Consider the following 20,340-nt stretch of genomic DNA (forward strand, 5'->3'; position numbering starts at 1 on the left):
CGTGGACGAGTCCACCGGCACCGAGACGCCCGAGGGCGTCGAGTTCGACTCGTACGAGGACGCGCCGTCCGAGTACACCACCGAGAGCCCCGAGGCCGAGGGCGAGGGCTACCTCGGCCAGCCGGTCGCGACCGGCCCCGCCGCCGGCACCGGCCGCCGCAAGCAGGCCATCGCGCGGGTGCGCATCGTCCCCGGTAACGGCCAGTGGAAGATCAACGGCCGTACGCTGGACCAGTACTTCCCGAACAAGGTCCACCAGCAGATCGTGAACGAGCCGTTCGTCCTGCTGGGCCTGGAGGGCCAGTTCGACGTGCTCGCGCGCGTGAACGGCGGCGGCACCACCGGCCAGGCCGGTGCGCTGCGCCTCGGCATCTCCCGCGCGCTGCAGTTCGCGAACATCGAGCACCGCCCGGCGCTGAAGAAGGCCGGGTTCCTCACCCGCGACGCGCGGGTGCCGGAGCGCAAGAAGGCCGGTCTCAAGAAGGCCCGCAAGGCTCCGCAGTACAGCAAGCGTTGATCGACGGCACGAGCCGCCGCACCCCATGGCTTCTCCGTGGCCGACCCCGCATGGTCGGCGCGCCGGGTGCGGCGGCTCGTCCGCTTTTTCCGGTTCGTTCGCTTTGTATGCCGCACGGCACGGCCGGGACGCCGCACGTCCCGTCCCGTCCGGGCGGCTTTTTTCGTCTCTCCGGGAGTTGAACTGTGGCTCGTCTGTTCGGGACCGACGGCGTGCGGGGGCTCGCCAACCGTGATCTGACCGCCCGGCTCGCCATGGACCTGTCCGTCGCCGCGGCGCGGGTCCTCGGCGAGCAGGGCGAGTTCCGGGGGCATCGGCCGCTGGCGGTGGTCGGGCGCGATCCGCGCGCGTCCGGCGAGTTCCTGGAGGCCGCCGTCGTCGCGGGCCTCGCCAGTTCCGGTGTGGACGTGCTGCGCCTGGGCGTCCTGCCCACCCCGGCGGTCGCGTACCTGACGCACCAGCTGCACGCCGACCTCGGCGTGATGCTGTCGGCGTCGCACAACCCGGCCCCCGACAACGGGATCAAGTTCTTCGACCGGTCCGGGCACAAGCTGCCCGACGAGACCGAGGACCGCATCGAGGCGCGGCTCGGCGAGGAGTGGGACTGGCCGACCGGCGCCGGCGTCGGCCGCGTCCGCGACGCGCACGGCGCGGTCGAGCAGTACGTGGCGCACCTCGTCGCGTCCGTCCCGGTGTCGCTGGACGGCCTGCGCGTCGTCGTCGACTGCGCGAACGGCGCGTCGTGCGACGTCGCGCCGGAGGCGCTGCGCCGCGCGGGCGCCGAGGTCTTCACGATCGGCACCGCCCCGGACGGCCTCAACATCAACGCCGGGTGCGGTTCGACGCACCTGGACGCGCTCCGCGCCGCGGTCCGCGAGCACGGCGCCGACGCCGGCATCGCCAACGACGGCGACGCGGACCGCTGCCTCGCCGTGACCGCCGCCGGCGAGGTCGTCGACGGCGACCAGATCATGGCGATCCTCGCGCTGGAGATGCGCGAGTCCGGCGCCCTCACCGCCGACACCGTCGTCGCGACCGTGATGTCGAACCTGGGCTTCAAGACGGCGATGCGGGAGGCCGGGATCACGGTCGTCGAGACCGCCGTCGGCGACCGGTACGTGCTGGAGGCGATGAAAGCGGGCGGGTTCGTCTTCGGCGGCGAGCAGTCCGGCCACGTCATCATGCTCGACCACGCCACCACCGGCGACGGCGTCCTCACCGGCCTGCACCTCCTCGCGGCGATGGCGCGGCGCGGCCGCCCGCTGGACGAGCTCGCGAAGGCGATGACGCGGCTGCCGCAGGTGCTGGTGAACGTCAAGGGCGTCGACAAGGCCCGCGCGAAGACGTCCCCCGAGCTGGCCGCGGCCGTCGCCGCCGCCGAGGCCGGCCTGGGCGAGACCGGCCGGGTGCTGATCCGCCCGAGCGGCACCGAGCCGATGGTCCGCGTGATGGTCGAGGCGGCGTCGCAGGAGCAGGCGCAGAGCGTCGCCGACCACCTCGCCGGCGTCGTCCGAGCCGCCCTCGGCTGAGCCGTCCGGCCCTCGCCCCGCGGTCGATGCTTCCCGCGGGGCGAAGTACCTCGCGTCCGGCGGCTTCGCTAGCGCTGCTCGATGTCCAGGCGGCCGACCTTGAGGTGCCTGATCTCGACCGTTCCGGCCTCCAGGTGCTCGACGATCGCGCGCTTGACGACGAGCTTGCCGATGCCGACGGCGCCGACGGCGACCGCGCCGACGGCGAGCGCGCCCAGCGCCAGGGAGCCGAGCGCGTTGCCGAGGCGCAGGTCGAAGCCGGTGGCGGACGCGCCGGTGACCTGGGCGCCCGCGGCGCGGGCGCCGACGGCGCGCTCCGTCCGGACGCGGGGGCGTTCGTCCCGCTCGTCGGCGGGCTGCTCGGTGGGTTCGCTCATGCGTCGAGCATAGGGCGGCCGGTTCAGCAGCGGTCGAGGAAGCCGCCGAGCGCGCGCTCGTCCGCGGAGGTGACCGGGAGGCCGTACGCGTCGGCGACACCGATGTAGGCGACCGCGTACTCGCACTGGAACGCCTTGCGCGGCTTCCACTCGCCGGGGCCGGAGTCGCCCTTCTGCCCGTTGGGCACGCCCCACACGGCGAGCAGGTTGCGGGGGTCGTTGGCGAACCGCTCGCGCCGGTCCTCGGTCCAGCCGGACGCGCCCATCCGCCAGGCGAGCGCGAGCGGGTAGACGTGGTCGATCTGCACCTCGGCGGCGTCGGCCTTGGAGAAGGTGATCTTCCGGCCGGTGTAGGGGTCGCGGAGGAGCCCGGCGACGACGACGCAGTCGCCGCGCTTGCGGACGTCGGCGAGGTCGCGGGCGAGGACGTCGTTGCGCTGGTCGCAGCCGTTGCGGTCGGTGTCCTTCCAGCGGGTGCCGAACGCCTCGCGCTCGTAGCCGTCGCCGTCGCCTTCGGGGGCGACGCGCAGGTCCGCGAGCGCGCCGCGCGCCTCGGCCGCGCTCCCGGTCGCCTCGCCGGCCGGGGCGGGCGTCCCGGCGCCGGAGATGCCGACGTCGGCGCTGCATCCGGTGAGGAGGGCCGCGGCGAGCGCGAGGGCCGCCGCGGGTGCCGCGCGTTGCATGCCGTCACCGTCCTGGGGTTTCTGTGGGTTTTCGCCCAATTGAGGGTGAATAAACGATCTCACCGTACGGGGCGGCGGAAGCGGCCGTGCGGGACGCCCGCCGGACGGCCGGTGCCCGGGCGCGCGGCACGTCGTCCCGCGGAGCGACTTTGGTCGGTACGGAAATCAGACCAATGGCCCACGGCATCGCTCCTAAGGGCGACGTCACCGGACAACACAGGCGATAGGTTCGGCAGCATGCCGATCATCGCCACCCAGGGCCTGACGATGAGGTTCCCCAGGGTGACCGCCCTCGACGACCTGAACGTGGCCGTCGAACCGGGCGTCGTCGGGCTCGTCGGCGCCAACGGCGCCGGGAAGTCCACGCTCATCAAGATCCTGCTGGGCCTGCAGCCGCCCACGGCCGGGACGGCGAGCGTGCTCGGGCTCGACATCGCGCGCGAGGGCGTCCGCATCCGGGAGAACGTCGGGTTCATGCCCGAGTACGAATGCCTGCCGCCGGACATCTCCGCGACCGAGTTCGTCGTCCACATGGCCCGGATGTGCGGGCTGCCCGCGACCGCCGCCCGCGAGCGCGCCGCCGACACGCTGCGGCACGTCGGGCTGTACGAGGAGCGGTACCGCCCGATGGGCGGATACTCGACGGGCATGCGCCAGCGGGTGAAGCTCGCGCAGGCGCTCGTCCACGACCCCAAGCTCGTCTTCCTGGACGAGCCGACCAACGGCCTCGACCCGGCCGGACGCGACGAGATGCTCGACCTGATCCGGCGGATCGGTACCGAGTTCGGGATCAGCGTCCTGGTCACCTCGCACCTGCTCGGCGAGCTGGAACGCGTCTGCGACCACGTGGTCATCATCGATGGCGGGAAGCTGCTGCGCTCGCAGGCCGTCGAGGCGTACACCGAGGCCAGCGGCGTCCTCACCGTGGAGGTCGAGGAGGGGCGGGACGAGCTGGGCGCGCGGCTGCACGAGCAGGGCGCGGCCGTCCGTCCCGAGGGGCGGCTCCTCGTGGTCGACATCGCGGACGAGGCGACCTACGACCTCGTCCGGGACGGCGTCGCGGACCTGGGGCTGCGGCTGGTCCGGATGGAGCAGCGGCGGCACCGCATCGAGGAGGTCTTCCAGGGAGACCCGGCCGCGGCCGCCGCGGCCGCGCAGGACCAGGGGGCGCCCCGATGAGCACCAGCACGATCCACGACATCGGCTACCGGCACTACGAGGGCCGCCGCAACGGCCGCGGGTACGTGCTGCGGTCGCTGTACGTCCACAACCTGCGGGCCGCGTTCGGGCTGGGCCGGCCCGCCCGCGCCAAGATCATGCCGTTCCTGCTCGGCGCGATCATGCTGCTGCCGGCCGCCGGGTCGGTCGCCGCGTTCGCGGTGAGCAAGCAGGCGGACGCGCTGATCCCGTACTCGGCCTACGCGGTGGTCATGCAGGTGGTCATCGCGATCTTCACGGCGACGCAGGCGCCGGTGCTGGCGTCGCGGGAGCTGCGCTTCCACGTCGTCCCGCTGTACTTCTCCCGCCCGATCGACCACCTGGACTTCGTCCTCGCCAAGATCGGCGCGATGGCGACCTCGCTGCTCGCGATCACGGCGGTGCCGATCACCGTGCTGTACGTGGGCGGGCTGGTCGCGAAGGCGCCGGACTCGGGGCGGCACCTCCTCGACTTCCTGACGGCGCTCGTCGGCTGCGTGCTGTTCGCGGCCGTGCTCGCCGCGATCGGGATGGTCGTCGCCGCGTTCACGCCCCGCCGCGGGTTCGGCGTCGCCGCGGTCATCGCCGTGTACATGCTGTCCGTCGCGTTCGTGGCGATCGTGCAGACCCTCGCCGAAGTGCAGGGCAACTACACCCTGCAGGGGTGGATGTCGCTGTTCACCCCGTTCGACCTGGTCGACACCGTCCAGGTCAGGCTGCTCGGCGCGGAACCGGCCTCGATGGCCGCGGCGCCGGGCGCCGGCGGCGGCCTGGCCGCGCTGGCCCTGTGCGCGGCGCTGGCGGCCGGCTCGATCGCGGTCCTGTACCGCCGGTTCCGGAAGGCGGGCCTCTCATGAGCGAGCTGAAACTGGAGAACGTGTCCCGCTGGTACGGCAACGTCGTCGCCGTCAACGGGGTGTCGATGACGATCGGCCCGGGCGTCACCGGGCTGCTCGGCCCGAACGGCGCCGGGAAGTCCACCCTCATCCACATGATGGGCGGGTTCCTCGCGCCGTCCTCGGGGACGGTCACGCTGGACGGCGCGCCGATCTGGCGGAACCCGGACGTGTACCGCGGCCTCGGGCTCGTCCCCGAGCGGGAGGCGGCGTACGACTTCCTCACCGGCGCCCAGTTCATCCACGCGATGGCGAAGCTCCACAAGCTGCCCGACCCGGACGCCGCCGCCCGCCGCGCGATCGGCCTCGTCGAGATGGAGTACGCCGCGGACCGCGCGATCGGCAACTACTCCAAGGGCATGAAGCAGCGGATCAAGATGGCGTCGGCGCTCGTGCACGACCCGCCCGTCCTGCTGCTGGACGAGCCGTTCAACGGCATGGACCCGCGGCAGCGGCTCCAGCTCATGGACCTCATCCGGCGGATGGCCGACGAGGGGCGCACGATCCTGTTCTCGTCGCACATCCTGGAGGAGGTCGAGCGGCTCGCCGGGCACATCGAGGTCATCGTCGCGGGGCGGCACGCCGCGTCCGGCGACTTCCGCCGGATCCGCCGGCTGATGACCGACCGGCCGCACCTGTTCCTCGTCCGGTCCGCGGACGACCGCGCGCTCGCCGCCGCGATCATCGCGGACGGGTCGGCGCGCAGCGTGCGGCTCACCGACAAGGGCCTCCAGGTCGAGGCGACCGACTTCCAGCGGTTCACCTGGCTGCTCCCGCAGGTCGCGAAGCAGGCGGACGTGCGGCTGTGGGAGGTCTCCCCGGCCGACGAGTCCCTCGAAAGCGTCTTCTCCTACCTGGTGGCGAAATGAACGCGACGATCGCGAGAATCACCTTCCGGGCGATGCTCGGCCGGCGCCGCGCGCTGCTGCTGCTCGTGCTGCCCGCCATCCTGCTGGCGCTCGCGGCCGGCATCCGCGCCACCGGCGAGGACGACCTGGAGACCGCGGCCCTCGTGCTGCAGCAGTTCGGGCTCGCGACGCTGCTGCCGCTGCTCGCGCTCATCGCCGGCACCGGCGTGATCGGCCCGGAGATCGACGACGGCCAGATCATGTACGTGCTGACCAAGCCGATCCCGCGCGGGGTGATCGTGCTGACGAAGCTGGCCGTCGCGATCGTCCTGGTCACGGCGTTCGCGGTCGTCCCGACGCTGCTCGCCGGGATCCTGCTGGCCGGGACGACCGCGGGCGTGACCGCCGCGTACACCGCGGGCGTCCTCGTCGGCGGCCTCGCCTACAGCTCGATCTTCGTGGCGCTCGCGGTCCTGAGCCGCAACGCCGTCACGGTCGGGCTGCTGTACGCGTTGGTGTGGGAGTCGCTGCTGGCGAGCTTCGCGCCGGGCGCGAAGTCCGCGTCCGTCCAGGCGTGGGCGCTGTCGGTGACGGACTCGCTGACCTCGGCGACGATGGTGGACTCGTCCGTCGGCCTGCCGCTGGCGGTCGCGCTGCTGGCCGCGGTGACGGTCGCCGGGGCGTTCCTCGCGGTGTTCCGGCTGCGCACCCTGTCGGTCGCGAGCGCCGAGTAGCCCGCGCGGTCCCGCGTCCCGTCCGGGCGCCGCCGGTCAGGGGGCGGCGTCCGGACGGGCGCGCAGCAGGCCGCGTTCCATCGCGAGGACGACCGCGTGCGTGCGGTCGCGGGCGTCCAGCTTCGCGAACACCCGCAGCAGGTGCGTCTTCACGGTGGCCTCCCCGATGACGAGCCGCCGCCCGATCTCGGCGTTCGACAGCCCGTCGGCGACCGCCCGCAGGACCTCCACCTCGCGGGGGGTCAGCGCCGCCGGGTCGGGGCGCCGCATCCGCGCGACGAGCCGCCGCGCGACGCGCGGCGCCAGCACCGTCTCGCCGCGCGCGGCGGCGTGCAGCGCGTCGACGAGCTGCTCGCGGGTCGCGTCCTTCAGCAGGTAGCCGATCGCGCCCGCCTCGACGGCGCTCTCGATCTCGGCGTCGGTGTCGTAGGTCGTCAGGATCAGCACCCGGGTGGGCGCGGCGCCCGCGACGATCCGCGCGGTGGCGCCGACGCCGTCCAGGACGGGCATCCGCAGGTCGAGCAGCGCGACGTCCGGCCGCAGCGCCGCGACGAGTTCGACGGCGGCCCGGCCGTCGCCCGCCTCCCCGACGACGTCGAGCGTCGGCTCGGCCGCCAGCAGCGCGACGACCCCGCCGCGCATCACCGTGTGGTCGTCGGCGACGACGACGCGGATCTTCCGTTCGGTCATGTCAGCCCTCCCGGTCCAGGGGGATCGCGGCGAGGACGCGGGTGCCGTCGCCGGGCGCGCTGGTCACGGTCAGCTCGCCGCCGAGCTCGGCCAGCCGGCGCCGCATCCCGTCCAGGCCGAACCCGCGGGAGTCGGCGACGGCGAAGCCGCGGCCGTCGTCGGTGATCTCCAGCTCGACGCCGTCCGGCCGCCGGGTCAGGACGACCCCGACCGCGGACGCCGCCGCGTGCTTGCGGACGTTCGCGAGGGACTCCTGCGTGCAGCGCAGCAGCGCGATGCGCGTCGGCTGGTCGCAGTCGACGTCGGGCAGGTCGGCGGTGACGCGGACGCCGGTGTCCTCGGCGAACCGGTCGAGGGCGCGGCGCAGCGTCCGCGCGACCGACCCGGGCGGCCGGGTCGCCGAGCCGACGAGGACCCGCGCCTCCGCGAGGTTCTCCCGCGCGGTCCGCTCGATGGACGTGAGCTGCCGGGCGCTCGCGTCCGGGTCGGTCGCGAGGCCGGAGCGGGCGGCCTCGGCGAGCGCGACGATCGACGCGAAGCCCTGGGCGAGCGTGTCGTGGATCTCCCGGGCGATGCGCTCGCGCTCCTCCGCCGCGCCCTGCCGCTGGTGGGCCCGCGCCAGTTCCAGCCGCGCGTCGTCCAGCTCGGCGCCCAGCTCGGCGGCGCGCTCGTCGCCGCGCCGCTCGATCCGCCGGACGAGCAGGCCGCCGAGGATTCCGGCGGCGCAGCCGACGAGCGCGGCCACCAGGTTGCCGCCGGCGGCGACGCGCGGCAGGTCCTGGGCGAGGTCGCCGGCGAGGACGGCGGCGGTGCCGGCCGCGGTGAGGGCGATCGCGCGCCGCGCGCCGCCGCCGAAGATCCAGAACTGCGGCAGGGACACGACCAGCATCGCCGCGCCGCCGTCCAGCAGGTAGGAGTGCAGGCCCAGCGCCGCCACCAGCAGGGCGACGAACACCCCCGGCCGGACGGCGCGGTTGCGCGGCCACGTCACGAGGACCGCGTATCCCGCGCCGAGCAGCACCAGCAGCACCAGCATCGGGGAGCGGACGGCCGCGGGCTGGTCCCGGACGGCGAGGCCGGGCGGGATCAGCCCGAACACCATCCACGCGAGCGCGTACCACTGGTGGAGCCGGAGCCGGAACCGGTCGTCCGGCGGCGCGGCCGTCCGAGTCCGCTGCGTCACGATGGTCAGCCTAGGGTTCCCGGCGACGGTTCCGCCGCGCCCGCCCCGGTCCGATCCGTCCCTGCCCGATCTGTCCGTGCCCGATCCGTCCGTGCCTGTTTGATCTGCCGGGACGGCCACCAGCAGCGGTCGCCGAGCAGGAGCATCATCGCGGGGAGGACGAGGATCCGGATGATCGCGGCGTCCAGCAGCACGGCCACCGCCAGCGCGAACCCCATCTGCTTCATCTCCATGATGTGCAGGGACACGAAGCTCGCGAACACCGTCACCATGACGAGCGCCGCGCTCGTCACGACGCTCGCCGAGCGGCCGATGCCGTCCAGGACGGCCCGCCGCGTCGGGACGCCCGCCAGTGCGGCCTCGCGGATGCGGCTGATGACGAACACCTGGTAGTCCATCGACAGGCCGAACAGGATGACGAACAGGAACAGCGGAACGCGGGAGCCGATGGATCCGGTCGAGTCGAAGTCGAGGAGGCCCTCGGCCCACGTCCCCTGGAACACCAGGACCAGCAGCCCGAGCGCCGCGCCCGCCGACAGCAGGTTGAGCACCACGCCGATCAGTGCGAGCACCACGGAACGGAACGCCCACACCGTCATCGCGAACGTCGCCAGCAGCAGCGCCCCGATGACGAACGGGAGCCTGCTCCGCTGGTGCCGGGGATAGTCGGCGTACCGGGCGACGTCGCCGGTCACGGCGACGTCCACGCCGAGGCGTCCGACGGTCGCGGGCACGTACTCGGTGCGGACCAGCTCCAGCGAGCGCCGCGCCCGGTCGGTGCTCGCGTGGTGCGGCACCTGGAGCCGGAGGAGGCTGGTCCGCCCGTCCGCGGACGCCAGCAGCGTCGCCGGTCCGGCGAACAGCGGGTCGCGCTCCGCCCGTCCGGCGATCTGCCGCAGCGCCGCCGCGACCTCGCCGGCGCGGTCCGCGTCCGCCCGCACGACGATCCGGTGCGTCGCCTTCAGCTCGGGGAACGCCGCGTTCAGCCGGTCGAACACCCGCATGGCGGGGACGTCGCGGGGGTGGCTGTCGCGGCCCATGTCGGTCAGGTTCAGGTTCAGCAGCGGCGCGGCCGGCGCCAGCATCGCGGCCGCCGACACCAGCAGGACCGCGCCGGGCCGCCGGCCGACCGGGCGCAGCATCGCGTTCGTGATCCGCCCGGCGCCGATCCGCGGTGGCTTCGGCGCCCGGTTCCGCCGCGCCGCCCGGCGCTCCGACCACGCGCCGAGCTTCGCCAGCACCGCCGGCAGCACGGTCAGCGAGCTGACCACCGCGACGAGCGTCACCAGGATCGCCGCCGTCGCGATCGACGCGAAGATCACGTCGTCGGCGAGGTACAGGGTCGCGCTCGACACCGCCACCGCGAGACCTGAGACGACCACCGACCGCCCGGACGTCGCCGCCGCGATCTCCACGAGCGCCCGCGCGTCCAGCCGTCCGGCCGTCCTGGCCCGCTCCTCCCGCTCCCGCTTCAGGTAGAACAGCGTGTAGTCGACGCCGACCGCCATGCCGATCAGCAGGATGACGCTCGCGCCGACGCCCGCGTCCGGGAACACGTGCGAGGCCAGCATCGACAGCCCGATCGCCGCCGCGATCGAGGTCAGCGCGAGCACCACCGGCACCACGGCCACCGCGACCGACCCGAACACGACCAGCAGCGTGAGCAGCGTGATCGGCAGCGCGATCATCTCGGTCCGCGCCAGGTCGTCGTTGCGCAGCTCGCCGACGCCCTTGCCGACGGACGGGCCGCCGGTCTCGGCGACCCGCAGGCCCGGGTGCGCCTCCTGCACCGCCCCGGTCTGCGCCAGCAGCGCGTCCACATGGTTCTTGGCGTCGAGTTCGACGCCCCGCATGGTCACGTCGACGCGCACGGCCGTGCCGTCCCGCGACCACACCGGCGCCGACACCCGCTCGACCTCGGGGAGCCGCTCCATCCGGACGGCCGCGTCGTGCGCGGCCGCCCGCGCCGCGTCCCGGTCGAGGGGCCCCGACCTCGCGGTGATCAGCACGTGCTCGACGGGTGCCTGGGCGAGCCCGCCCGCGTCCGCCATCGCCTCCGCCCGTCCGGCCTCGCCGATCCGGAAGTCCTCGGTCGTCGCCGCGTTCCCGCCGACCGCGAAGCCCGCGCCCAGGCAGAGCGCGACGAACAGGAACCACGCCGCGATGCCGCGCCACGGATGCCCGGCGCTCCACCGGGCCATGCGCACAGGAAGGTTCGTCATGCCGTCGAGCCTCGCCGGGCGGGCCCTTCCCGCATGAGCCCCGACCGGCTGAACCTCCCGTCCACCGATCGGTGGACGCGTCAGGCGCCGGGGCGGACGATCATCAGGACGGCGACGGCCGTCCACAGCAGGTTGAAGATCCCGGTGACCATCGCCAGCCGGCCCGCGACCCGTTCGCCCGGGACGTCCCCGGCCACCACCCGCGCCTGGACGGGCAGGACCGCGAACGCCAGCAGCGCCGCCGCGGCGCCCGTCAGGGCGATCGACGCGACGAGCCATGCCTGCGCCAGCACGCCGAGCGTCGCCCCCGTCCCGAAGCCGAACAGCGGCACCGCGACCCCGACCAGCGCGTACCCGCGGCAGATCCGGTGCAGGGCCGCCATCACCCCGGCGTTGCCCTCGCGGGCGTAGCGGGGGAACAGCGACCCGGCCACCGACACCGGCCCGATCGCCAGGATCGCCGCCAGGACGTGCAGCGTCAGCAGCACCTCGGTCATCGTGACTCCTCTTAAGTTGGTGGCCAACATATTGGCCACCAATGCATAGCATGCCAACACGTCGAATGGGTAGGCTGCGTACGCATGAGGGGAGACGCGGTACGGGGGCACCTGGACGCCCTGCTGCTCGCCGTGCTCGAATCCGGCCCGCTGCACGGGTACGCGATCATCACGGCCGTCCAGGAGCGCAGCGGGGGAGCCCTCGAACTGCGCACGGGCACCGTCTATCCGGCGCTGAACCGGCTGGAGCGCATCGGGCTGCTGAGCGGGAGCTGGGAGTCGGCGGGCGGGCGCCGCCGCCGCCGCTACGCGCTCACCGACGCCGGCCGCCGCACCCTCGCGGGCGAGCGGACGGCCTGGCGCGCGTTCACGTCCGCGATCGGCGCGGTCCTCGAACCGGGACCGACGTGATCATCGACGAGCACGTCGGGGCGCTCTCCGCCGCCCTGCACGGCCCCGCCCGCGCCAAGGCGCGGATGCTCGACGAGGCCCGCGCCGGGCTCGCCGACGCCGCCGACGACCTCGCCGCGACGGGCCTGCCCGCCGCGGACGCCGCGCGCCGCGCCGTCCGCGACTTCGGCACGGTCGCGGACGTCGCCCCCGACTTCCAGCGCGAACTCACGATCGCGCAGGCCCGCCGCACCGCCCTCGCGGTCGCGCTGAGCGCCCCCGTCCTCCTGCTCTGCTGGCAGCTCGCGGGCACGGGCGGCGGCGTGCTCCCGCACGCGGCCCGGCTCGTCGGCGCCGTCGCCGCGGCCGCCGCCCTGCTCGGCGCCGGCGGCCTCGCCGCCACGGGCGCGTGGGCCCGCCGCATGCCCGTCCCGTCCGGCCTGCCGCGGACGGTCGCGTGGGCCGGGACGGTCTCCGGCGCGGCCCTCGGCGCCAGCGCGGTCGCCCTCACCGCCGCGTCCGCCCTGTCCGCGGACTGGCCGCTCGCCGCGGCGATCGCCGCCCTCACCCTGGTGTCCCACACGAAGGTCGCGGCCTCCGCCCGAGCCTGCCGCCACTGCGCCCGCCTGGCCTGACGCCGGTCAGTCGAGCCAGGCGAGGAGGCGCTCCAGGTGCGGGTTCGCCTCCGCCGCCGCCGGGGCGCGCCCGGCGACGACCTCGCCGCTCGCGCCGTCGATCGTGACGAGTGCGCCCGGCGGGAGGCCGAGGCAGTCCGGCGCGCCGACGACGGCCGGTTTGCCCATCGACCGCGCGACGACCGCCGCGTGGCTGGTCGTCCCGCCGGCGGCGGTGACGACGCCCGCGGCGGCCGCGAGCCCGTGCATGTCGAGCGGCGACGTCTCCGGGCGCACCAGGACGACCGGGCCGCCGGCCGCCATGCGGACCGCGTCGTCCGCGGTGGCGGCGACCCGGCCGGCCGCGACGCCCGGGGAGGCGCCGACACCGCGGGCGAGGACGTCCAGTCCGGCGGTGTCGAGCCGCGGGGCGCGCGCGTGCCGCAGGTCGTGCGGCGACACGCGCCGGACCGCCTCGGCCCGGTCGATCACGCCCGCGTCGGCCAGGTCGACCGCGACCCGCACGGCCGCGCGCCCGGCGAGGCCCCCGGCCCGGACCTGCAGCAGCGACAGCTCGCCCGACTCGAACGTGAACTCCACGTGGCACGCGTCCCGGTAGTGCCCCTCGATCCGCCGCAGCGCGTCGAGGAGCGCCGCCCACACCGCCGGTTCCCGGTCGGCCAGCGCGGACAGCCGCAGCGGGCTCGACCGCCCGGACACGACGTCCTCCCCCTGCCCGCCGAACAGCACCTCCCCGGACGGGACGGGCTCGCCCGTGGCGGGGTCGCGGCCGAACGCCACGCCCGTCCCGCTGCGGCCGTCGCGGTTGCCGAACACCATCGCCTGCACGGTCACGGCCGTCCCCGCATCGTCCGGAATGCCGTGGATCGCACGGTAGGTCTTCGCGCGTGCCGTGTTCCACGACGCGAACACCGCCCGTACGGCGAGGTCGAGCTGCCCGCGGGCGTCTTCGGCGGCCCCCTCGCCCGGGACGGCGGCGAGCGGCGAGGCCGACCGGTGCGTCCCGCTCGCGCCGTCCCTCCACGTTCGTGGAGGGACGCCCGCCGTTGCGGCGGCGAGGCCGGCCAGGAATCTGCGGCGGGAGTCGTGCGCGAACGGCGCGTCGCCCGTTTCGGCGGCGAGGGCCGCGGTCGCCTCGGGCGTGAGGCCCAGGTTCAGGACCGTGCTCATCATGCCGGGCATTGACACCGCGCCGCCCGAGCGGACGGCGAGCGCCAGCGGGCGGGTGCGGCCGCCGAGGCGCCGCCCGGTGGCGGCCTCCAGGTCCGCGACGGCCGCGTCCAGTTCGGCGCCGAGGCCGTCCGGGAGGCGGCCGTCCCGCAGGAACGCGCGGCACGCCGGGGTGCCGACGACGAACCCGGGCGGCACCGGCAGCCCGAGGCGCCGCAGCTCGATCAGGCCGCGGGCCTTGCCGCCGAGGACGTCCGCGGGCTCGGCGACGTCGGGCGCGAGCGGGTACGTCCAGGTCATCGCGGGATGCCCAGGGTGACGAGAAGGTCCTCGTGGAGCTGGAACCACACCGTGTGGTACGAGGCGAGGTCGTCCGCCACGTACTCGGTCGCGCCGGCGCGGGCGCGGGCGAGCGCGCGGGCGAGCCGGTCGCGGTAGCGCCGGAACCGGAGCAGCGCCGCGGCGAGGTCGGCGCAGACGGCGTCGGCGCGCAGGTGGAAGTCCGCCAGCGCGTCCAGCACGCGGGCGCCGTCGCCGGTGCGGAGCTGCCACGCCGTGCAGAGGTCGAGCATCTCCGGGTTGAGCACGAGGAAGCGGTCGAACGCCGCGGCGACCCGGGGGCGGGCGCCCGCCGCGTCGAGCTCGTCGCGGATGCGGGCGGCGTCCGAGGCCCGTCCGGCGTCGGTGAGGCTCCACCCGCCGAACTCGCCGGGCAGGTGCGTGACGAGCCCCGCCACGGCGAGGTCGATCAGTTCGGACTCCACGTCGGGTGCGGGCAGCGCCGCGGCCTCGGCGAGCCGGGCGGCGCCCGCGACGCCGACGCAGCGCAGGGTGTGCAGGACGAGCAGGTCGGTGCCGGTCGCGTGCATCGTCACACCCGCGTCCCGCCGGCCGCGACGGCGTGCGCCGCGCCGCGCCCGTCCGCGCGGGCGACGATCTCGCCGGCGCGGACGCGCACGGCGGTCTCGGTGCCGTCGTCCGGCGCGGGGACGCCCGCGGCCGCCGCGACGGCGCCGCGCTCGTCCAGGACGAGGCGCAGGCCGGGCCGCGCGTCAGGGGGGAGCGCGCGGCGCAGGCAGCGGGCGACGTCGCCGATCCGCAGCCGCACGAGGCGGCCGAGTTCGGCGGGGTCGGCCGTCACGACGGCCACGGTCACCGGCTCGCCGGGGCGGGCGGCGCGGACCGCCTCCTCGGCCGCGCGCAGCCGGCCGGTGCCGAGGACCGCGACCACCCCGTCGGCGCCGAGGTCGGCCGGGTCGCCGGTGATCGCGTCCAGCGGCTCCGCGGGCGGCTCCCAGGCGTCCCGGACGGGCGTCGCGGGGGCGGTGAACGGCAGGTGCGGCGGGTCCCAGGCGTCGCCGAGGTCGAGTCCGGCCAGGTGGCGGCAGGCGCGCGCGACGTCGAACGGGTCGCCGAACCCGGGCGCCGTCCCCGCGAGGTGCCCGGCGCCGTCGAGCAGGGTCAGCACCAGCTCCGCCAGCCGGACGCGCCGGACGCGCGGCGCGTACGTCTCCAGCGCCAGCCCGAGCAGCAGCCCCTCCAGCCACGTGACCTGCGCGAGCGCGGCGCGGCCGCGGTCGTCGTCGAACAGGCCGTCGGTGGACCGCAGCCGCAGCCCGGCGCTCGCCGGGGAGTCGCCGCTCATCGGGAGGCGTTCGAGCCGGGCGCGGGCGAACGCGCCGAGCGCCTCGTCGAGGGACGCCGCGGGCGGTGCCGCGTCCCCGTCCCCGTCCGCGTCCCCGTCCCGGTCGAGCGCGTCGACGAGGACCGCGAGGTACAGCGCGCGTTTGCTCGGGAAGTTCGAGTAGACGGCGCCGCGGGTGAGTTCCGCCCGCTCCGCGATCCGGTCGATCTTCGCGTCGGCGTAGCCGTGTTCGGCGAACTCGTCCTGTGCCGCCACCAGCACGGCCGCGCGCGTCCGTTCCTGCCGCTGGGCTCGCGTGAGCCTGACCATCGCCACCCCTCGTTGCCCGTCCGGGCGTCCTAAGATACTTTCACCATCCAGATGATGCCAACATCTGAATGGTGGGAGCATGTCATGAGCGAGTACGGTTTCGAGGCGGAGGGCCTCGTCAGACGGTTCGGCGGGACGACGGCGCTGGACGGCGTCACCCTGGCGGCCGGGCGCGGGCGGGTCCTCGGACTGCTGGGGCCGAACGGCGCGGGGAAGACGACCGTGATCAGGATCCTGGCGACCCTGCTGCGCCCGGACGCCGGACGCGCGACCGTCGCGGGGTTCGACGTGGCGCGCGACCCCGCGCGCGTCCGGGAGCGGATCGCGCTGTCGGGCCAGCACACCGGCGTCGACGAGGAACTGTCCGGACGGGCGAACCTCGTCATGATCGGGCGGCTGCTCGACCTGCCCCGCCGCCGCGCCGAGCAGCGCGCGGACGAACTGCTGGACTGGTTCGGGCTCGGCGACGCCGCCGGCCGTCCCGCCGCGGGCTACTCCGGCGGCATGCGCCGCCGCCTCGACCTGGCGGCCGCCCTCGTCGGCCGTCCCGAAGCGGTCTTCCTCGACGAGCCGTCCGCCGGACTCGACCCGGGCAGGCGGGACGAGCTGTGGCGGATGGTCCGGGACCTCGCGGCCGACGGCGCCACCGTCCTGCTGACCACCCAGTACCTGGAGGAGGCGGACGCGCTCGCCGACGCGATCACCGTCATCGACGGCGGCCGGGTGATCGCCGCCGGGGCCCCCGCCGAGCTGAAGCGCCGGATCGGCGGGCACACGATCGCCGTCCGGCTCGACGACCCCGCCGACGCCGAACCGGCGGCGGCGATCCTCGCCGCGGTCGCCGGGCGCGCCCCCGACCGTCCGTCCGGCACCGAACTCGCCGTCCCCGTCGACGGGGACGACGCCTTCTACGAGACGGCCGCCCGGTTCCGCGCGCAGCGCATCGGCGTCATCGAGCTGTCCCTCCGGCTGCCGAGCCTCGACGAGGTGTTCCACGCCCTGACCGGCGCGCGCTCCGACGCGCGCTCCGGCTCCACGCCCCCCGACTCCGTGAAGGCGGCACGATGACCAGTCCACTGCGCACCGTCCGGCACAGCCTCGTCCTGGCCCGCCGCAGCCTGGCCAAGACGAAGCGCAACCCGGGGCCCGTCGTCAACGGGGTCGTCTCGCCCGCACTGTTCCTGGTGCTCTTCCTCTACCTGTTCGGCCGTCCGGTCGCGGGCTCCACCGGGGACTACCTGCAGTACCTCTTCCCCGGCATCCTCGTCATGGGCGCCGCGCTGTCCGGGCTGGTGTCCACCGGCACGAACATCAACCTCGACCTCAAGAACGGCGTTACCGACCGGTTCCGGAGCATGCCGATCAGCCGCCTCGCGCCCCTCCTCGGGTCCGTGCTGGCCGATCTCGTCCGCTACCTGCTCGCCGTCGCGCTGCTGTTCGCCCTCGGCGTCCTGCTCGGCTTCCGCGCCGGGGGCACGGCCGCCGCCGCGCTGGCCGCCGCGGGCCTCGCCGTCCTGTTCGGGTTCTGCCTGAGCTGGGTCACCGTGCTCTTCGGGGTGCTGGTCAAGGACGCGAGCGCCGTCCTGGCGTTCAGCTTCATCACTTTCCTGCCCCTGCAACTGGGCACGAGCCTCGCCACCCCGACCGGCACGCTGCCGGGCTGGCTGGGCGCGTGGGCCGAGGTCAACCCCGTGACCCACGTGATGGACGCCTGCCGCGCCCTGCTCAACGGCACCCCGGTGGACGGCGCCGCCACCACCGCGCTCCTCTGGTGCGCCGCCCTGTTCGCGGTGTTCTGTCCTCTCGCCGTCCGGGCCTACGGCCGCGCGGAGTGACCCCGACCGGCCGCCCGCCGCGCAGCTCACCCGCCGCGGCAGCGGCGGAGAGCGCAGCGTCGTCGGCGTGATCGCGGTGTTCTACCGGCCGATCCTCGCCGCGATCACCTCGCCTGGGGCTTGATCGGCGATGCTTGGGAAGACGCATGGGTCGTGTGGCCCGTCGGAGCGGTGCTCTTCGCCGGGATCGCGGCGGGCAGCCATGCGACCGCGAACCATCGCAGGGCACGCTGACCCTCCGGCGCACGCCCGGCGCTCACCGGAGATCACCGATCCGACGGCGACAGGAAGGTCAGCGGAATGGCGCAGCCCCTTGAGCGGATCCAGGACGCCTTGAGCAACCGGCGGAGCCCCGCGGAGCGGGACAAGATCGTGCGACGCCTGCCGCCCGACAGCGGCTTGGACGTGATCGGTGTGCGGATGAAGGAGGTGTTCGACACCGCCAAGGAGTGGACGGACATCGACCTCTCCCACGTCCCCGACCTGCTGGCCAGCCCGTGGTACGAGATGCGCATGGTCGGCGTCTCGATCCTCGACTTCAAGGCGCGGCGCCGCGGTCTGGACGACGACGGACGGCGTCGGCTCTACGAGACCTACATGAACCACCACGAGTTCATCGACATCTGGGATCTCGTCGACCGCTCGGCCCCGCGCGTCGTCGGCTGGTACCTGCTCGACAAGTCGCGCCGGCCGCTGTTCGATCTCGCGCGGTCCGATGCGGCGATCGAGCGGCGGACCGCGATCACCGCCTCCTTCTGGCTCATCCGGCAAGGCGACCTCGACGATCCGCTCGCCCTGGCCGATCTCCTGCTCGACGACCCCAGCGGACTCGTCACCAAACCGGTCGGCACCGCGCTGCGCGAGGTCGGCAAGATCGACCGGCAGCGCCTGCTCGACTTCCTCGCCGAGCACCGACACCGGATGAGTCGCCCGACCCTGCGCCTCGCGACGTACCTGCTTCCGAGCCACATCGAGCGATCTCTTCGAGAGTAGGCGCCGGCGGGGCCGCCGCCTGACCCTCGCGGGTCAGCGCTCCGCGGCGGACGTCCGCGCCGCGGCGCCGAACCGGGCGGGCGTCGACGCGTCGAGCCGCCGCGCGCCGTCGTGGACGATCGACGGCAGCGGCACGGCGCCGTCGTCCGCGGCCACCATGTCGAGGGCGAGCGCCGCCGACCAGCTGAAGTCGTGCGCCCCGCGCCCGCAGCCGTCCACGGGGTCGAAGTACTCGCGGAACCCCGAGCGCCCCACCAGGTCGAGGGTCGACGCGGAGATCGTCCGGGCGATGTCGGGCCGCCCGGCGCGCAGCGCGCCCACCCACAGCAGCCAGTTGGTGTTCACCCAGGTCGGGCCGCGCCAGTAGCAGCGGCGGTCGAAGTTCGGCTCGCGCAGGTCGTAGGTGGGCACGGGGTGGCGGCAGCCGTCCATGAACGCGGGCGACAGCAGCAGCCCGGCCAGCCGGTCGCGCACCTCGGCGGGCAGCCACGGGTCGAGCAGCGGCGCGAACCCGGAGACCGTCGCGACCGTCCCCCGGACGCCGGTGCGGACGTCGCGGGCGACGAACGTGCCGCGCTCCTCGTCCCACAGCCGCTCCATCAGCCCCCGGTGGACGGCGCGGGCGGACCGCAGGTGCGGTTCCGGGTCGCGGCCGAGCCGCCGGGCGATCTCGGCGAGGCACAGCTCGCCGTCCAGCAGGATCGCGTTGAACAGCGGGTCCTCGACCGTGAAGCCGTGCTTGTCGAGCAGCTTGAGGTCGTCGTAGCCGATGTCGCGGTAGCTCTCGGCCAGCGCGATGTACGCCGAGTAGTCCGCGTCGCTGGGCCGCTCGTCCGCCGGAACGTGCACCATGTCGCGGCGGACGAACGCGCACTCCGCCTCGGTGAACCGCGCCAGGAACGGGTCCCACGCGGGGCTGTTGTCGGTGCCGGACTCCCACGGGTGGACGATGCACGCCAGCCCGCCGCCGTCGAGGTCGCGCCGTTCCAGCAGGTAGCGGTGCTGCGCCGCGAGCTTCGGGTACGCCTCGGCGAGGAACCGGACGGCCGCGGCCTCGTCGTCCGCCCGCGTGCAGACGGTCAGCGCCGCGCGCGCGTGCACGGGCGGCTGCACGATGCCGGACGTCCGCACGGCGGGGGCGTCGGGGACGCCGCGGCTGTCCCAGAAGGCGGAGCCGGGGAAGTACGACTCGTCCTCGGTGTCGCCGTAGACGATGTGCGGCAGCCGTCCGCCGCCCCACTGAGCGCGGAGCAGGCCGAGCAGCTCGCGCTGCGCGCGGTCCTGGTCGACGCGGGCCAGCCCGATCGCGATGAACGCCGAGTCCCAGCTCCACTGGTGCGGGTACTGCGTGCGGGACGGCAGCGTCGCGGCGCCCGTCCAGTTGCCGGCCAGCGTGGCGACGGCGGCCTCGGCCAGCCGGCGCCGCTCGTCGGGTCCGGGGCGCGTCGCCGGGGGGAGGCCGGCGCGCACGTCGACCTCACCGGGTCCCGCGAAGGGTGCGGCGCGGTCCACTCGGGGGCTCCTCACAGGTCAGGGGCATGTCGAGGGGGCGCGTTGACCGAACATGCACCGTCCATCGACCACTCATTGTCATGGTATGACCTGAACTTGTAATTTCGTGGCCCGCACAGGAAGTTTTGCCTTTTCAGGCGTTTGGGTCCGGCATGACGACCCTCGCCCTCGGCGAGAACGTCACCCTCGCCCGCCACCCCGCGATGCTCCGCAACGTCGACGCGCTGATCGGCGTGTTCGTCCGGGTCGGCCTCCCGCTCCCGGACGCCTACCGGGCCTGCATGGAGACGATCCGGACGGTCGCGGGCTTCGTCGAGTTCCAGGACGCCCCGCACGACCGCCCGCCCCCCTCGACCCCGCCGACCTGCACGCGTCGCCCCCGCCTCGGCCGGCCGCCCCCGACGGCGAGGACCTCCCGCACCTGCGCCGCCTCGCCGCCCTCGAACCCGACACACCGGACGTCCTGGTCGAGTTGATC

General features: G+C 74.8%; 22 protein-coding genes. 12 read left to right on the forward strand and 10 right to left on the reverse strand.

Annotated features, from left to right (window positions below; translation table 11 throughout):
• Position 1 precedes the first annotated feature (1 nt).
• Positions 2 to 517, forward strand: a complete 516-nt coding sequence (rpsI, locus tag H505_RS0124415; protein WP_026404080.1) for a 30S ribosomal protein S9 — start codon at positions 2 to 4, stop codon at positions 515 to 517.
• Between the two features lie 185 nt (positions 518 to 702).
• Positions 703 to 2,046: a phosphoglucosamine mutase gene (gene glmM, locus H505_RS0124420; protein WP_026404081.1), complete on the forward strand. Its 1,344-nt coding sequence runs from the start codon at positions 703 to 705 to the stop codon at positions 2,044 to 2,046.
• Positions 2,047 to 2,114: 68 nt separating this feature from the next.
• Here glmM and H505_RS44070 read toward each other — a convergent pair whose 3' ends face one another.
• The gene (locus H505_RS44070) at positions 2,115 to 2,423 is read right to left on the reverse strand and encodes a hypothetical protein (RefSeq protein WP_034519606.1); all 309 of its coding nucleotides are present in this window, start codon (positions 2,421 to 2,423) and stop codon (positions 2,115 to 2,117) included.
• Between the two features lie 23 nt (positions 2,424 to 2,446).
• A complete protein-coding gene (locus H505_RS0124435; RefSeq protein WP_026404082.1) occupies positions 2,447 to 3,106 on the reverse strand; it encodes an HNH endonuclease family protein in 660 nt (219 codons plus the stop codon).
• A 237-nt stretch (positions 3,107 to 3,343) separates the two neighbouring features.
• On the opposite strand from H505_RS0124435, the gene H505_RS44075 reads away from it, so the two are divergent.
• Genes H505_RS44075 through H505_RS0124455 form a run of 4 tightly spaced genes read left to right on the forward strand, consistent with a single transcriptional unit; the run spans position 3,344 to position 6,781 of the window.
• Entirely contained in the window at positions 3,344 to 4,285 is a 942-nt protein-coding gene (locus H505_RS44075; RefSeq protein ID WP_051301108.1) for an ABC transporter ATP-binding protein, read from the forward strand.
• Complete coding sequence (locus H505_RS0124445; protein ID WP_026404083.1) at positions 4,282 to 5,160, forward strand: ABC transporter permease; 879 nt, start codon at positions 4,282 to 4,284, stop codon at positions 5,158 to 5,160. Before H505_RS44075 ends, H505_RS0124445 begins: the two co-directional genes overlap by 4 nt.
• Positions 5,157 to 6,068 (forward strand): ABC transporter ATP-binding protein, encoded by a 912-nt coding sequence (locus H505_RS0124450; RefSeq protein ID WP_026404084.1) that lies wholly within the window; start codon positions 5,157 to 5,159, stop codon positions 6,066 to 6,068. The genes H505_RS0124445 and H505_RS0124450 overlap by 4 nt, the downstream gene beginning before the upstream one ends.
• Positions 6,065 to 6,781: an ABC transporter permease gene (locus H505_RS0124455; protein ID WP_026404085.1), complete on the forward strand. Its 717-nt coding sequence runs from the start codon at positions 6,065 to 6,067 to the stop codon at positions 6,779 to 6,781. Before H505_RS0124450 ends, H505_RS0124455 begins: the two co-directional genes overlap by 4 nt.
• Before the next feature lie 36 nt (positions 6,782 to 6,817).
• On the opposite strand, the gene H505_RS0124460 is transcribed toward H505_RS0124455, so the two are convergent.
• From H505_RS0124460 to H505_RS0124475, 4 genes are all read right to left on the reverse strand, one after another.
• Positions 6,818 to 7,471: a response regulator gene (locus H505_RS0124460; RefSeq protein ID WP_026404086.1), complete on the reverse strand. Its 654-nt coding sequence runs from the start codon at positions 7,469 to 7,471 to the stop codon at positions 6,818 to 6,820.
• A 1-nt stretch (position 7,472) separates the two neighbouring features.
• A complete protein-coding gene (locus tag H505_RS0124465; RefSeq protein WP_026404087.1) occupies positions 7,473 to 8,654 on the reverse strand; it encodes a sensor histidine kinase in 1,182 nt (393 codons plus the stop codon).
• Between the two features lie 5 nt (positions 8,655 to 8,659).
• Positions 8,660 to 10,876 carry an MMPL family transporter gene (locus H505_RS44080; protein ID WP_084550732.1) on the reverse strand — a complete coding sequence of 739 codons (2,217 nt, stop codon included), beginning with the start codon at positions 10,874 to 10,876 and terminating at the stop codon, positions 8,660 to 8,662.
• Between the two features lie 80 nt (positions 10,877 to 10,956).
• Entirely contained in the window at positions 10,957 to 11,373 is a 417-nt protein-coding gene (locus H505_RS0124475; protein ID WP_026404088.1) for a hypothetical protein, read from the reverse strand.
• An 84-nt stretch (positions 11,374 to 11,457) separates the two neighbouring features.
• On the opposite strand from H505_RS0124475, the gene H505_RS0124480 reads away from it, so the two are divergent.
• Both H505_RS0124480 and H505_RS0124485 read left to right on the forward strand, forming a co-directional pair.
• A complete protein-coding gene (locus H505_RS0124480; protein WP_026404089.1) occupies positions 11,458 to 11,784 on the forward strand; it encodes a helix-turn-helix transcriptional regulator in 327 nt (108 codons plus the stop codon).
• Positions 11,781 to 12,398, forward strand: a complete 618-nt coding sequence (locus H505_RS0124485; protein ID WP_026404090.1) for a permease prefix domain 1-containing protein — start codon at positions 11,781 to 11,783, stop codon at positions 12,396 to 12,398. The genes H505_RS0124480 and H505_RS0124485 overlap by 4 nt, the downstream gene beginning before the upstream one ends.
• A gap of 6 nt (positions 12,399 to 12,404) precedes the next feature.
• Here the strand turns inward: H505_RS0124485 and H505_RS44085 are convergent, their stop codons facing one another.
• The 3 genes from H505_RS44085 to H505_RS0124500 are packed head-to-tail and all read right to left on the reverse strand — an operon-like array spanning position 12,405 to position 15,522.
• Positions 12,405 to 13,868, reverse strand: coding sequence for a pyruvate, phosphate dikinase (locus tag H505_RS44085; RefSeq protein WP_064743696.1), 1,464 nt, complete (start codon positions 13,866 to 13,868; stop codon positions 12,405 to 12,407).
• Entirely contained in the window at positions 13,865 to 14,437 is a 573-nt protein-coding gene (locus H505_RS0124495; protein WP_026404091.1) for a hypothetical protein, read from the reverse strand. The genes H505_RS44085 and H505_RS0124495 overlap by 4 nt, the downstream gene beginning before the upstream one ends.
• 2 nt (positions 14,438 to 14,439) lie before the next feature.
• Positions 14,440 to 15,522, reverse strand: coding sequence for a TetR/AcrR family transcriptional regulator (locus H505_RS0124500; protein ID WP_026404092.1), 1,083 nt, complete (start codon positions 15,520 to 15,522; stop codon positions 14,440 to 14,442).
• An 84-nt stretch (positions 15,523 to 15,606) separates the two neighbouring features.
• Here H505_RS0124500 and H505_RS0124505 point away from each other — a divergent pair, with 84 nt between their 5' ends.
• The 3 genes from H505_RS0124505 (at position 15,607) to H505_RS44090 (ending at position 18,350) form a co-directional block, all read left to right on the forward strand.
• Positions 15,607 to 16,590: a daunorubicin resistance protein DrrA family ABC transporter ATP-binding protein gene (locus H505_RS0124505; protein WP_026404093.1), complete on the forward strand. Its 984-nt coding sequence runs from the start codon at positions 15,607 to 15,609 to the stop codon at positions 16,588 to 16,590.
• On the forward strand, positions 16,587 to 17,357 hold the full coding sequence (locus H505_RS0124510) for an ABC transporter permease (protein WP_026404094.1): 771 nt from the start codon (positions 16,587 to 16,589) through the stop codon (positions 17,355 to 17,357). The genes H505_RS0124505 and H505_RS0124510 overlap by 4 nt, the downstream gene beginning before the upstream one ends.
• Positions 17,358 to 17,657: 300 nt before the next feature.
• A complete protein-coding gene (locus H505_RS44090) occupies positions 17,658 to 18,350 on the forward strand; it encodes a DNA alkylation repair protein (RefSeq protein WP_051301109.1) in 693 nt (230 codons plus the stop codon).
• 33 nt (positions 18,351 to 18,383) lie between these two features.
• On the opposite strand, the gene H505_RS44095 is transcribed toward H505_RS44090, so the two are convergent.
• Positions 18,384 to 19,862 carry an MGH1-like glycoside hydrolase domain-containing protein gene (locus tag H505_RS44095; protein WP_064743697.1) on the reverse strand — a complete coding sequence of 493 codons (1,479 nt, stop codon included), beginning with the start codon at positions 19,860 to 19,862 and terminating at the stop codon, positions 18,384 to 18,386.
• 152 nt (positions 19,863 to 20,014) lie between these two features.
• Here H505_RS44095 and H505_RS0124525 point away from each other — a divergent pair, with 152 nt between their 5' ends.
• Positions 20,015 to 20,338, forward strand: a complete 324-nt coding sequence (locus tag H505_RS0124525) for a hypothetical protein (protein WP_026404095.1) — start codon at positions 20,015 to 20,017, stop codon at positions 20,336 to 20,338.
• Positions 20,339 to 20,340 lie beyond the last annotated feature (2 nt).

The sequence above is a fragment of the Actinomadura rifamycini DSM 43936 genome (assembly GCF_000425065.1).
GTDB classification, from domain to species: domain Bacteria; phylum Actinomycetota; class Actinomycetes; order Streptosporangiales; family Streptosporangiaceae; genus Spirillospora; species Spirillospora rifamycini.

Bases quoted from the DNA above. Each gene is read 5' to 3' on its own strand.
- H505_RS44070 (WP_034519606.1), bottom strand. From the start codon at position 2,423: ATGAGCGAACCCACCGAGCAGCCCGCCGACGAGCGGGACGAACGCCCC.
- H505_RS0124435 (WP_026404082.1), bottom strand. From the start codon at position 3,106: ATGCAACGCGCGGCACCCGCGGCGGCCCTCGCGCTCGCCGCGGCCCTC.
- H505_RS44075 (WP_051301108.1), top strand. From the start codon at position 3,344: ATGCCGATCATCGCCACCCAGGGCCTGACGATGAGGTTCCCCAGGGTG.
- H505_RS0124445 (WP_026404083.1), top strand. From the start codon at position 4,282: ATGAGCACCAGCACGATCCACGACATCGGCTACCGGCACTACGAGGGC.
- H505_RS0124450 (WP_026404084.1), top strand. From the start codon at position 5,157: ATGAGCGAGCTGAAACTGGAGAACGTGTCCCGCTGGTACGGCAACGTC.
- H505_RS0124455 (WP_026404085.1), top strand. From the start codon at position 6,065: ATGAACGCGACGATCGCGAGAATCACCTTCCGGGCGATGCTCGGCCGG.
- H505_RS0124460 (WP_026404086.1), bottom strand. From the start codon at position 7,471: ATGACCGAACGGAAGATCCGCGTCGTCGTCGCCGACGACCACACGGTG.
- H505_RS44080 (WP_084550732.1), bottom strand. From the start codon at position 10,876: ATGACGAACCTTCCTGTGCGCATGGCCCGGTGGAGCGCCGGGCATCCG.
- H505_RS0124475 (WP_026404088.1), bottom strand. From the start codon at position 11,373: ATGACCGAGGTGCTGCTGACGCTGCACGTCCTGGCGGCGATCCTGGCG.
- H505_RS0124480 (WP_026404089.1), top strand. From the start codon at position 11,458: ATGAGGGGAGACGCGGTACGGGGGCACCTGGACGCCCTGCTGCTCGCC.
- H505_RS44085 (WP_064743696.1), bottom strand. From the start codon at position 13,868: ATGACCTGGACGTACCCGCTCGCGCCCGACGTCGCCGAGCCCGCGGAC.
- H505_RS0124495 (WP_026404091.1), bottom strand. From the start codon at position 14,437: ATGCACGCGACCGGCACCGACCTGCTCGTCCTGCACACCCTGCGCTGC.
- H505_RS0124500 (WP_026404092.1), bottom strand. From the start codon at position 15,522: ATGGTCAGGCTCACGCGAGCCCAGCGGCAGGAACGGACGCGCGCGGCC.
- H505_RS0124505 (WP_026404093.1), top strand. From the start codon at position 15,607: ATGAGCGAGTACGGTTTCGAGGCGGAGGGCCTCGTCAGACGGTTCGGC.
- H505_RS0124510 (WP_026404094.1), top strand. From the start codon at position 16,587: ATGACCAGTCCACTGCGCACCGTCCGGCACAGCCTCGTCCTGGCCCGC.
- H505_RS44090 (WP_051301109.1), top strand. From the start codon at position 17,658: ATGGCGCAGCCCCTTGAGCGGATCCAGGACGCCTTGAGCAACCGGCGG.
- H505_RS0124525 (WP_026404095.1), top strand. From the start codon at position 20,015: ATGACGACCCTCGCCCTCGGCGAGAACGTCACCCTCGCCCGCCACCCC.